At 36.7% G+C, this 11,755-nt stretch carries 12 protein-coding genes; 2 read left to right on the forward strand and 10 right to left on the reverse strand.

Annotation, left to right across the window (positions count from 1 at the left end):
- Positions 1–199 precede the first annotated feature (199 nt).
- From VKY50_RS06875 to VKY50_RS06900, 6 genes are all read right to left on the reverse strand, one after another.
- Complete coding sequence (locus tag VKY50_RS06875; RefSeq protein WP_324300208.1) at positions 200–580, reverse strand: DUF6168 family protein; 381 nt, start codon at positions 578–580, stop codon at positions 200–202.
- A 23-nt stretch (positions 581–603) separates the two neighbouring features.
- Positions 604–849, reverse strand: a complete 246-nt coding sequence (locus tag VKY50_RS06880) for an AtpZ/AtpI family protein (RefSeq protein ID WP_324300210.1) — start codon at positions 847–849, stop codon at positions 604–606.
- Positions 806–1,228 (reverse strand): bactofilin family protein, encoded by a 423-nt coding sequence (locus tag VKY50_RS06885; protein ID WP_324300212.1) that lies wholly within the window; start codon positions 1,226–1,228, stop codon positions 806–808. The genes VKY50_RS06880 and VKY50_RS06885 overlap by 44 nt, the downstream gene beginning before the upstream one ends.
- Positions 1,229–1,233: 5 nt before the next feature.
- Positions 1,234–3,780, reverse strand: coding sequence for a type IX secretion system periplasmic lipoprotein PorW/SprE (porW, locus tag VKY50_RS06890; protein WP_324300214.1), 2,547 nt, complete (start codon positions 3,778–3,780; stop codon positions 1,234–1,236).
- A 117-nt stretch (positions 3,781–3,897) separates the two neighbouring features.
- Positions 3,898–4,620 (reverse strand): ABC transporter ATP-binding protein, encoded by a 723-nt coding sequence (locus VKY50_RS06895; RefSeq protein WP_324300215.1) that lies wholly within the window; start codon positions 4,618–4,620, stop codon positions 3,898–3,900.
- A 24-nt stretch (positions 4,621–4,644) separates the two neighbouring features.
- Complete coding sequence (locus tag VKY50_RS06900) at positions 4,645–6,117, reverse strand: DUF5687 family protein (RefSeq protein ID WP_324300229.1); 1,473 nt, start codon at positions 6,115–6,117, stop codon at positions 4,645–4,647.
- 165 nt (positions 6,118–6,282) lie between these two features.
- Here VKY50_RS06900 and VKY50_RS06905 point away from each other — a divergent pair, with 165 nt between their 5' ends.
- On the forward strand, positions 6,283–7,329 hold the full coding sequence (locus tag VKY50_RS06905) for a ferredoxin--NADP reductase (protein ID WP_324300216.1): 1,047 nt from the start codon (positions 6,283–6,285) through the stop codon (positions 7,327–7,329).
- Positions 7,330–7,467: 138 nt separating this feature from the next.
- Here the strand turns inward: VKY50_RS06905 and VKY50_RS06910 are convergent, their stop codons facing one another.
- The 3 genes from VKY50_RS06910 to VKY50_RS06920 all read right to left on the reverse strand — a co-directional run bounded on the left by VKY50_RS06910 (position 7,468) and on the right by VKY50_RS06920 (position 10,064).
- Complete coding sequence (locus VKY50_RS06910) at positions 7,468–8,250, reverse strand: copper resistance protein NlpE N-terminal domain-containing protein (protein ID WP_324300218.1); 783 nt, start codon at positions 8,248–8,250, stop codon at positions 7,468–7,470.
- 171 nt (positions 8,251–8,421) lie between these two features.
- Positions 8,422–9,450: a glycosyltransferase family 9 protein gene (locus VKY50_RS06915; protein WP_324300220.1), complete on the reverse strand. Its 1,029-nt coding sequence runs from the start codon at positions 9,448–9,450 to the stop codon at positions 8,422–8,424.
- A 14-nt stretch (positions 9,451–9,464) separates the two neighbouring features.
- Complete coding sequence (locus VKY50_RS06920; protein ID WP_324300222.1) at positions 9,465–10,064, reverse strand: DUF4254 domain-containing protein; 600 nt, start codon at positions 10,062–10,064, stop codon at positions 9,465–9,467.
- A gap of 100 nt (positions 10,065–10,164) precedes the next feature.
- On the opposite strand from VKY50_RS06920, the gene upp reads away from it, so the two are divergent.
- Complete coding sequence (gene upp / locus VKY50_RS06925) at positions 10,165–10,815, forward strand: uracil phosphoribosyltransferase (RefSeq protein WP_324300224.1); 651 nt, start codon at positions 10,165–10,167, stop codon at positions 10,813–10,815.
- Here the strand turns inward: upp and VKY50_RS06930 are convergent.
- Positions 10,810–11,755 (reverse strand): DUF6427 family protein (locus tag VKY50_RS06930; protein ID WP_324300226.1); only part of this gene is annotated, 946 nt, incomplete at its 5' end. The two genes, upp and VKY50_RS06930, sit on opposite strands and share 6 nt — an antisense overlap.

Raw genomic sequence — 11,755 nt, forward strand, 5'->3', positions numbered from 1 at the left:
AGCTCCAAAGGAACAAAACAACAATGCTAAATGAAAGAATCTTCTGAACGAATTTCCAACTATGATCATACCTCTAATTGATAAAATATATGGTCCTCAAAAATTTGCTGCAAAGGTACATCTTTTCTTCATACTAGGAAGCTCTCCACAATTTTTTTTTATTTAATCGCAAAAAATCGGTTTTTTTATCAAAAACGCCTTATTTTAAGAGTTTTATAACAAGCATGACCTCGATCAAAAGATAAATGAAATAGGGTGCAAAAAAGCTCAAAACAGCTGGTACTGGATCAGCAAGTTCACTTTGTATTAATGGAATCAAAAAAACAATTGCCCCAAGCATCTTAAAACCACTTAAAGCTAAGAATGCAAAGCCTGCTTGATCGGGATAAATTCCACGTATGAATTTCACTGTAAAATAAATCACTGCAGCAAAACTGGCGTGAAATAAGTAGATCGCCCAAAGTGGATAATAAAAATCAGTTTGAGCAAATAACTTACTTTGTATCAGCCACTGTCCCAAATATAATAAGAGTGAAATGCCAATATAGATAAGTGTGGAGGATAATACCTTAGATTTCATAAAAAGTGACCGCTATATATGGCCTAGGAATTATTATTCTTATTAATATTCTTTAATTGCTTAAACACATTGTATAGGGCAGCAAAAATTGCTAACAAAGAGCACCCCACTGTAAAGGCAGCGTAATTATTGGGATACTTCTCATCTAACCACACTCCTAAATAGGTCCCTGCTGCAATCACAATGGCCATTTGCAAGCCAATGTTACTAAAACGAATCCAGGTTTTAAGCTGATTTTTCTGTGGAGCTTGCTTCTTTTTGTCCTTCATGAGCTCGTACGGATTTTAAGGATGCTCCTTTCATAGAACATGCTGCATTGAATGTAGCTCCAGGCTCAACGGCGAGTTTACCAACTACTACATCACCATCGATCTCCGCAGTACTTTTAAGACTCAACACATTTTCTACCTTAAGTTCTCCTTCGAATTTACCTTCGACATCAGCATTCATACATTGAATTTTCCCGTTGACTTTTCCCGATTTTCCGATAACTACTTTTCCTTTAGCAGTAATGCTACCTTCGAGTTCTCCATCAATTCTAATATCGGCCTCCGAGGTAAGGTCTCCTTTAATTTTTGTGTTTTCAACAATTCTGTTGGTTTGTCCCACTACGGGCTCCATGCGATTTCTCTTTGATTCTGCAAACATGACTTTTAATTATTAAGACTTGGGTTAATTTTAGCTATTTGATTTAAATAACCTTCGAGGTTCTTATAAATTTGGATTTTCTTATAATCAGATGACGAAATTACAAAATTCTCATTGTCAACCAAATAATCTTTGTTAATGTTTAGTAACTCCGCATAACCCTCTGCGCGGAGCTTAGAGGTAAATCCATGAACGGTCACAAAAACAGTTTCAGGATTGTACGGATCCTTAGAAAAAGTGATTTTATCGTACGCTAGATCTTCTAAGGATTCTTTAATGGTCTTTTGCAACTTAGCAATACCCGTGGTGTCATTTATATAAAATGGATAAATTAATTTCCAATTGGTAGAACCACCTTCATCGAGCTCAAAACCATCGTCTTGAATCTTGGACAAACTATTCTCTAAAAGTTCCTTCGCAGTTCGACCTTCAGGTAAATTAGGGTAATTCAAAGCAATTTCATTTAAACTATTTTTGTAAGCTTCAATTCCGTATAATCTAGCTATTGCTGTGGCCTTGAGCATCTCAAATTTCACCGCGATATCTTCTGCATTAAAGCGAGAGATATAGCTATCACTTTGCTCTAATACATGTTGGTATTCTTGATTCTCGAAATCTTTGTACAACTGCCTATAAAGTGCTTCAGGGCTACTCTGATCCTCCCTGAGAACCAAGGATGGGTTTTTCAGTAACATCGCATAGCGCGAGTCTGGATATTTTTCAATTATGGCTGTTTTATATACTTCAGCCTTCGATGGGTCTATTTGCTGGTATAACTTAAATAAGTTGTAGTTAGAGGGCAAAATTAAACGCTCCTCTGGATTATTTCCAAGTACGGTCTCTAGTTTCTTTGCTGCAAGTTGATATTCTTGAAACTTCTCTTTATATAAAAGTCCTAACTGATAATTGGCAAAATTATTCTCCATATTTAAGCTATCCACTGCGGATGCTCCAACTGGTAGTCTATCCAAATAATAAGCCAATTGATATAGCGGGTTTACGGAGGTGGAATCCGAGGTGACAACAGTTTCCTTATTAGAACGAGATGAATGGCCTCCAAGTCGCCAGTTGTCTTCTAAATCACGATCTCCCCAGGTTGCTTTAAATTCTTGTATTCCGTAACGCACACTTGTGGGATTGTAAAAGTAAAATTCAACCGCTTGAGGACTATCTTGGGAAAAGCCTTCTATAAATCCGCGCTGTCTTCCCCGTCTTGAAGCTGCAATTTCTTGCTTTTCTTTTAGCTGCTGTTCTATGGCTAAAAGAGAATCAATATGGCGCTGGTAATACGCTTCTCTTTGCCCCTGGGATAATTGGAGCACCCCGAGTATGCTATCATTTCTTGAGACCATCTCCTCATACATAATCACATCATCCAGGTTATCTCTTTTTCTACTGAGCACTCTGTATAACTTGGTGTTATTAGGAAGGTAAGTTAGGGTACTATCGTAATAGGCACCAGCAAGCCTATAGGCGGAATTGTCGAAATACATCGTTCCTAAAGCTTGATAATTACGATACAACAGTCCCTTATCCTGGTGGGCATTTCTCAAGGATTTATTAAAATATAACGCAGCCTGATCTAAAGAATCGTATTGCATATAATAAAGCGCATTTAGACGGTATAAAGGCCCTAAGAAGGGTCTGTTTTCACGATTCCGCTCCATTTTCTCGAGCTCCTCCCTAAGAGTGTAATCCTGCGGTTGTGTTTTAAATTTGTTAAGTGTTTTAGCTATATAGGCATTTATAAGGTACGCCCGAGGTGTTTTGCGATTGTAACCCAAAATCTTATCAAAAGCCTTATTGGCGCTATCAAGCATTCCTTTCTCATTGTACAATTGCCCTATGATATAATTATAGCGACCCTTTTTCTCAAAATCCTTACTAATATTGCTTGCAATTTTTAGAGGAATGATCGCACTATCTTTTTGCTCTAGATTGATATAAGCCTGAGCTAACATCGCATAAGCATCGGTCATTACTTCATGGTGGAGATTTCTCCCTACGATTCTTTTTAAATTGAGAATAGCTACCTCCTCATTCTCCATTCGAATATTGGTCTTTTCTCGCCACAGACCAGCCTGGTGAATAAGATCGCTATCGGTGTACTTTCTTAAAATGTAATTGAAGGCCTCAAGAGCTGGAACAAAGCGTTGGTCATAATACCTTGCTTTTCCTAAAAGTAAATAAGCTTGGTCGATTTGTGGGTTGCGCTCCTTGCCACCAATGTCCATACCGTATTTCTGTATGGCTTTAGTAGCTTTAAGCTCCGCACGCCTAAAGTCTGGGTTGAGCTGGGAAGTATCTATAATAATCTCTTGGCGAATCTCCATGCGCTCCACTGGAAGGAGTTCCCAATAATTATCCACATAAGAATCTATAAGTGTTTGTTGCCCATTTTCAAGTGCTAGATGACCATTGTAAAGGGTATTGAACTTGGCATTCATTGCGTTCCATTTCCTGTTTACAACCGAATCTTTCTTTGTCGAACAGGCCACTACAACCAATAGGACAAGCAACACACAAAGTGGTATTTTAGGGTTTCTAGTCAATTAATAACATTTTATTTTAGGTACATTCCCCAGTATGGCAACCTAAGAATCTAGGTAAAAATACATTATCTTTTGGTTTTCTTAAGCATGTTGAACAAAATATCCTTGCTTTAAAACCTAGTCTAATTGAGCTTCGTTTAAGATTTCTTGAGAAAAGAAACCTTCAAGATCTTTTAAGGTATCTTCAGAGGTCCTGATATCTTTGACGATGTGCCCCTTGTTTAGCACAACGATTCGTTGACATACCTCAGTCACATGAGCTAAATCATGGCTTGAAATAAGCATGGTCACCGCTGGATTATCTCTATAAGTTCCAATTATTTTTTTGAGTCTAATTTGTGTGGATGGATCCAGATTGGCAAATGGTTCATCAAGAATAATCACCTTTGGTTCTCCAATAAAAGAAGCGATAATACCTACTTTTTTCTGGTTTCCTTTCGAGAGATCTCGCAGATACTTTTTGCCTTGAAGAATTTCCCCATGAAAGAAATCCTCAAATTTTTTCAAAAATAGATCAACATCCTGCTGGTTAAGCCCTCTTAACTCTCCAATGAAATAAAAATATTCCTCCGGTGTTAAATAACTAATTAAAAAACTCTCATCAATAAAGGCTGATGTAAAAGGTTTCCAATCTTCACTCTGATCAACCCGTACCTGATTGTTTAAAATATGCCCCGTGCTGGCTTTGATAAGGTCTAATAGCAAACTAAAAAATGTCGTTTTACCAGCACCGTTATTTCCGACAAGTCCAAAAATTTCCCCACTAGGAATAGTTAAGGAATCAATATCTAGTACCGCTTTATCTTTATATTTTTTGCTTAATGAATTTACGTGTATCATGGTATTTGAAGATAGTTTTTAACGTTAGTTTTTTTGTTTATAGGCCGCAATGGTTTCATATTTCTCTGCTTTATAAACCTTTAAAATAATATCGAACACCTTTTCCTTAAAGGCAAATCCTAGAACCGCGACCAGTAGCACAAGACTATATCCATATATCGGGCCCATGGTATAATAACCAAGAGCATACAATAGCATAGGGATCAATAATTTTGGAATGGTGAGTAATAGTGTTTTTGCGTTAAAGGCCTGAGAGTCTCCAAAGGCTTTTTTATTACTTGTCAAATCTATAGGAGTTTTCACATAAGCGCCTCCCCATAAAACCATATAAGAGTTCACTCCGATATTATAGCATGCACCCACAACAACAGCTAAGTAAACTTCCCACCCAAAGTATAGGTAGAACGTTCCAATGACCGTAGAAAATAATGTAGCCATAACCATTAGCGACCACTTAGAATTTAAATAATCCCTGTATCGAATGTTTTGGCTCATCATAAGTGGATAATAAGAGCTATCCCAACTCGGAACAAATTGCCCATAACTAAAGAGAAACCCACCCGTTACAAATATGGCAGCAAACATCCTCCAAAAGGGTCCTTCATACATCTCAAAGGCACCCGTAAAAAACAGCAGTCCATAGAAAACAAATAAAAAGCTAATTAAGGTGGTGGATTTTGAGCGTTTATTTCTTTTGATGAGTTTAATATCATTTTTAAGGAACACCGCCACACTACCAAAGCGATTTACCCAATCAAGTTGTTCAGACCTAGCATCTTTTTCTTTGGTAGCCAACCCGGCGTCTAAATATAAATTGAATTTAAAATAGCGATATGCGATTTGGTAAAATCCAATAACTAATATCACAGGGATAATTGCCATAACTGGTACATTGTAAAAGGATTGGAAAATCGGTCCTGTCCAAAGTGTTATATCAAACACCTCATAATATTGGAGAATACCCAAAAGTATAAGCCCACCTATTACAACAAAGAATACCCAGTTAATCACATTGATGAATACATTGATAAAGTTATTGCAAAAAATAAGAGCGCTAATGGCTAAAAACCATGCAATTACAGCCATAGCCCCATATCCTTTAATAAGCAACACCACGGTGAATGGCAATAAAACAAAGGCATGAATTATATTAAAAAATGATAGGATGGTTTTCCATAAACTAAAATGAACAATTTTACTCTTATTAAAAGGCAGGTAAAGTAACGGCCGAATGTTCACCACTGGCATTTTTTGTAGCATGTATCTGGCTAATAAGTCCATCGCCAAATAATAAATCAAAAACCTATTAACCGTCTCTAAAGGTTCTAAGCCCAACTCCTCATCAAGAATAAAGTAAATACTTGCTCCTAATATGGCAAAACTGACCATCATGTATAAGGCAAAAAAGCCCATTAGTATCTTTATAACTAATTTGGAGGATAAGGAAGCTGACCTAAAAAAGGACTTCCACTGTAGCTGAATAAAGGATGTAAGCATCATGTTGTTGGTTAATCTTTGTTACAAATTTCTATTTAGCAACTAAATGCTTATAGAAACACAAAGTAAATATATACATTTTAAAACTTTAGCAATTAACACAATTTTTATCGTATCTGGTTTTTAATCGAGTGTATATTCCGTATTTTTGCAAAAAATTTTTGAATGATTCACTTTCATACACTTAAGGTTAAATCGGTAGAGAAAAGCACCCCCAGCTCCGTGGTGATCACTTTTGATATACCAGAGGAATTAAAGGATACTTTCAAATTTATACCAGGGCAACATATCACTCTAAAAAAGGAATTAAATTCTCAGGAACTCAGACGTTCTTATTCCATTTGTTCTTCTAAAGAAACCGATGCATTGTCTATTGGAATAAAAGCCATTGAAAACGGTACTTTTTCGAACTATGCACAATCTATTAAGCCTGGCGATAGCTTTGAAGTGTATCCCCCAGAAGGTCACTTTACATACGAAACATCGCAGCTCAAAGATCAAAATATTGCCGCTTTTGCAGCAGGTAGTGGAATCACCCCTATTATGAGTATTATGAAGGATGTTCTTCAAAATACCACTGCTAAATTTTTATTGGTCTATGGCAATAAGACCATCACCGAGACCATGTTTCACAAACAAATAACTGATTTATTAGAACATTATCCTGATCGTCTTTTTGTTCAATTTATCTATAGTCAAAAAGAAGAGGATAATGCACTCTTTGGTCGAATTGAAAAATCTTCCATTAATTTTATGCTCCGAAATAAGTTCCATGATGTTACTTTCGGTGCGTTCTATCTTTGTGGCCCTGAAGAAATGACCCAAAGTGTGAAAAATGTGTTGCTGGAAAATGAGATCCCTCAGGAAATTATAAAAACGGAGCTCTTTACCACATCCGATGATGATGATTCTGTTGCTGAATCCGTGGAAGGACAAACCCACGTCACTGTTTTAGTCGATGATGAAGAAAGCAGTTTTGTAATGGATCGCAAAAAACGTGTTCTTGATGCTGTTTTAGAAGAAGATATTGATGCGCCTTACTCTTGTCAAGGTGGTATATGCAGTAGTTGTGTAGCACGACTCAAGGAAGGAAAGGTGAAAATGGTTAAAAATCAGATTTTAACTGATAGTGAGATTGAAGAAGGATTAATTTTAACCTGTCAGGCGCATCCAATTACACCTAGCATCTCCATAGATTATGACGATGTTTAGAGGTTAAATTGTGGATTATCTGTGACATGTAAAATAGCCATTTGAATACCCTTTTAATTTAGGCATTATTAAAAGACTATATAATTGATATTTTCAACCCCTTGGACATCCAAGGGGTTTTTCTTTATGTTTATGCTTTTACCGGAACCAAACTGCCACAAAAGTGGCTAGAGGCTTATCCCCAGACTTTAAGGTTAACGTATCACTACTTAGACTATAATGATCTGCTTGTTCTAAAGCTTGTAAGTACTCACCCTCATAAGGAACGTCCATACAAGCCATTCTTGTGGAAAGCATCTGCGAGAATTTAATTTGATTTTCACCCTCTAGAGTATAGCTCCCTCGAATCCCATTACAACCAGTATTTCCATTTACTTTCTTGGAATGGTTTTTCAGTAGAAAAAATGCATCTCTTGATTGATTATCCTTTTTGGAAATGGGCTTACCGTTTAAAGTCAGAAGTTTCCAATATTTTTCGGTAATGCTGTAATCATACCCCTGCTTTCTAAGAATAAACATTTCTGCTAAATCTCCAGTGATACGATTTCCATCTCCATCAAGACTAAAAAGCACATTCTCTCCTACCTGGTACTGCCTGTTCACCTGATTTCCATCCGTAATTAAGGTGATCTTTCTTCCAGCATCATCCCATTTGAAGACACCTTTTTCCTTAAAAATTTCATCAGTGGCACCTTGATACTGCGTGGAGAGCTCATAGGTTAAATCAGAATGAAGTTCCAGCTCTGTTAAAATCCCCTCACAATCGGCGCAAGGTAACAACCCACGATAGATGCCATTCCAATCTACAGCGTTTTGACTATTATCACCAATAGGAATTTGTTGCTTGTTAGGCTGATATTTGGTTTTACAAGAACTCATTATTACAACCAGTAGAACTATTACTCTTAATACTTTGACCATGTTAGTACGATTTAAAAAATTATAAGTAGCGGTATCTTTTTGAGAAAAGAAAATTTTACAACTAAGTTAAATTACATAAAAAATATAAGATAGCGGTAACTTTTTCCTTTGTATAAAATCAAGAGTAAGCAATGTTGATGCCAAAAATTTCACTTGACTATTGGCGATTCATTAATTTTTAGTAAGCGCAACTATTTTATTGATTACAGCTTCAACTTCGATGGTACGCATAACATCCTTATAGGATTCTGGCACCTTATTTCCATAAACGGAAGTTGGAATCAGCGGGTACTTCTCTCGATCGGAAAGTAAAGAATTTGTTACGGGCTGTTTATAAGGATAGAATCCAGCATAGGGATGAGTCACTCCCCAAAGCGTTAATACCTTTACCCCCTGCATAGCAGCTAAGTGGGCATTTCCACTGTCCATGGAAACCATTAGATTCAAATTGGAAATCAATTTTAGTTCGTCCTCAAAACTGATTTTACCAAAGGTATACACTGTGTTGGGATAAGTATCTGACAAAAGTTTTAATTCTGGAAGTTCTTTTTTTCCCCCAAAAAGTATCAGTTGGTAATCGCCTGTTTTAGAGACGGCATCAATGACTTTTTCCATCAAGTCCAAGGGGTACATCTTGCTATCATGAAATGCAAAAGGCGCAATACCAATTAACTTTTTGGTATCTTTTCCAATAATATTATCAATGGAAGGTGGCAAAGTTTGCTTTGCAGGAAAAACATCCTTATTTAGATCCACCTTATAACCTAAAGATCGAAATACATCTGCGTAACGTTCAGTAGTAGGTTTTATGGGTTTAAATATTTTACCACCCACCAAGGCTCTTTTCTCTCTCCTCCCTTTATCAATGGTTTTAGAACGCACCCCTGAGAGAAGAAAAAAGAATTTTATAATACGACTTCTCAGGGAACCATGTAAATCAGCAATGGCATCAAAATCATAATTTTTGATCTCATGGTAGAAGGCGTAAAGCCCTTTAACACCTTTATGTTTGCCACGAATATCAGCAGGTAAAACCTCTAATCCTTCTACCGTCTGAAAAACTGGTTTTAAAAATGACTGCGTAGCCACACTTACCTTAAGCCCAGGGTTTTGTTGTAGTAAGGTTCGAAGTACTGGAACGGCAATAGCCGCGTCTCCTACCGCAGAAAATCGGATCGCTAAAATGTGTTTTCTATCCATTTGTTGGATTGCCACTATTTTTTGTACAATACTGGATTGAGTTCCTGGTCATTGTACATTTTCATTTGCTTATATACTTTCATATACTTATCACCAGAGGCAATCGCCTCTAAAAGTTGATCTATAGCTGTCGAAAGATCTTTCTTTTGTTCGAGTAATACGGCGAGTTTTGCGGCACATTTTTCTTTATGCTCCTTCGAGGCATCTTCGCGTTGGGCTTCCTCACGCATATGGTAAATCTTTAACGCTAGGATGGACAACCGATCGATGGCCCAAGCAGGAGATTCCGAATTAATAGTAGCATCGGGTTTAGGGGCTACATCCTTATATTTATCTAGAAAATAGCTATCGATAAACTCTACCATATCAGTTCTATCTTGATTTGATGCATCGATTTTTCGCTTAAGTGCTAAGGCTTCTACGGGATCAATTTCTGGATCACGAATGATATCTTCATAGTGCCATTGTACCGTATCAATCCAATTTTTTCTGTATAACAAATGTTCAATTTTGTCTTTTGGGTATGGATTTTCAAAACGCTGATTGACATCGTCCTTTATATGGTATTTGGCTATACTCTTGTCAAAAATCTCAAATGCTAATTCGCTAAACATATAAGGTGTTTTAAAATGAAAATACAAATATACTTATTTAAAATCTGCATATGCCTAGAATTACCTAAATTTGCAGGAGTTCAGCTCAAAAGCAATACATATGCAGGTACATCATCTAGGTCAGAAAACCTCACTTCTTCATCATTTTTTATCAGAAATTAGAGATATTACTATCCAAGATGACCGAATGCGATTTAGACGTAACATTGAGCGTATTGGTGAGGTTTTAAGCATGGAATTGAGCAGTACGCTTCCCTACTCTGCTAAGACCATTACTACTCCTTTAGGACAAAAGAAAACGTACACTCTTACGGACGAAATTATCGTTTGTTCCATCCTGCGGGCAGGTTTAAATTTACATCAAGGTATCCTAAATTATTTTGATCGTGCGGACTCTTCCTTTGTGTCGGCCTATAGGAAGCACACCACAGATCAGGATTTTGAAATTAAAGTCCAATATATGGCTACCCAGGATTTTACCGATAAGATTTTAATTCTAGCTGACCCTATGTTAGCCACAGGACGATCCCTTTTAGCCGCCTATAAAGCTCTAAGGTCACAAGGAAAGCCTAAAGAAATCCATATCCTATCGGTCATTGGGGCACAACCTGGAATTGACTTTTTAGAAAGAAATTTTCCAAAAGACACGCATTTATGGATCGCTGACATTGATCCAGAGCTCAATGAAAAAGGGTATATCGTTCCTGGCCTTGGAGATGCAGGCGATCTGGCCTATGGCCAAAAGCTATAAAAATAATATCAGAACAGGGGTACTGATATAACACCAAAGAATAAGCTCTTTTAGCCAATTTAACTTAATTCGTTCGACAAATCTTGCTTGTATAACCGCTAGCGGAAATAAGGAAAAAAGAAGTTCTGAGGTATTGGAAACTTCCGAGACCAACACCACCGCCACTGCGGTAATTAAGGTAATAACCAATAAGATTCCTGGAACGCGGGTTTTAAACGACTTACTCTGTTTTTTAAAAGCGAATATCGCGCACGCCCATCCGCCCATAATTACCAAAAACAACATAGGAACAAAATAACGGGGGTTGGTATAGTTATCCAATACAAAATCAATTTGAAAATCGAATAATTCCCTGATTTTGTGAAGCTGATCAGTTAGATAGAAATATGTAAAGCCCAATATAGACAAGGTAAAAAGGGTAACAAATGGAATAAGCATATTTCTATAATCATTCTTTTTATAAAGAAACATAGTGGCAAAAACCAAAATGATAAACAATATAGACCAATTGTAGAAGTACGTCGCAACAAGCGTCCAAAGAGTTGCGTCAAATACTTTGATTTCTACATCTTTATTCGACCGAATAGAAACCAAGCGACGAAAAGCCAATAGCAGAAATAATTGGGCTAACAATACATGAAGCTCCATGAAAATATTGGGAAACAAACAAAACAACAGTACAAAAAAGAACAAAGCATAGGAGTTTCGCTGTGTAAGTTCATTTTTGCGAACTATAAAATCCACCATAATTACACAAAACAAAATCACCACAATACATTTAAGCATATAAGTGATCACTCCGGTATATAATACGAAATCAGCAGCGAGCACTTGACGTAATACTAAGAACAAAATCAAATACAGAAACAGGATTATGAAGTTTAAAGGATTACTTCTTTCAAAAATGCTTGATATCATGATAGGTTTTTGTATTTTTGTG

Source organism: Galbibacter sp. (genome assembly GCF_035306585.1).
In the GTDB taxonomy this organism is placed as follows: Bacteria; Bacteroidota; Bacteroidia; order Flavobacteriales; family Flavobacteriaceae; genus Galbibacter.

Coding starts and splice junctions, on each gene's coding strand:
- VKY50_RS06900 (WP_324300229.1), bottom strand. CDS start 6,117: ATGCTTACATCCTTTATTCAGCTACAGTGGAAGTCCTTTTTTAGGTCA.
- VKY50_RS06910 (WP_324300218.1), bottom strand. CDS start 8,250: ATGGTCAAAGTATTAAGAGTAATAGTTCTACTGGTTGTAATAATGAGT.
- VKY50_RS06895 (WP_324300215.1), bottom strand. CDS start 4,620: ATGATACACGTAAATTCATTAAGCAAAAAATATAAAGATAAAGCGGTA.
- VKY50_RS06915 (WP_324300220.1), bottom strand. CDS start 9,450: ATGGATAGAAAACACATTTTAGCGATCCGATTTTCTGCGGTAGGAGAC.
- VKY50_RS06880 (WP_324300210.1), bottom strand. CDS start 849: ATGAAGGACAAAAAGAAGCAAGCTCCACAGAAAAATCAGCTTAAAACC.
- upp (WP_324300224.1), top strand. CDS start 10,165: ATGCAGGTACATCATCTAGGTCAGAAAACCTCACTTCTTCATCATTTT.
- VKY50_RS06920 (WP_324300222.1), bottom strand. CDS start 10,064: ATGTTTAGCGAATTAGCATTTGAGATTTTTGACAAGAGTATAGCCAAA.
- VKY50_RS06875 (WP_324300208.1), bottom strand. CDS start 580: ATGAAATCTAAGGTATTATCCTCCACACTTATCTATATTGGCATTTCA.
- VKY50_RS06885 (WP_324300212.1), bottom strand. CDS start 1,228: ATGTTTGCAGAATCAAAGAGAAATCGCATGGAGCCCGTAGTGGGACAA.
- VKY50_RS06905 (WP_324300216.1), top strand. CDS start 6,283: ATGATTCACTTTCATACACTTAAGGTTAAATCGGTAGAGAAAAGCACC.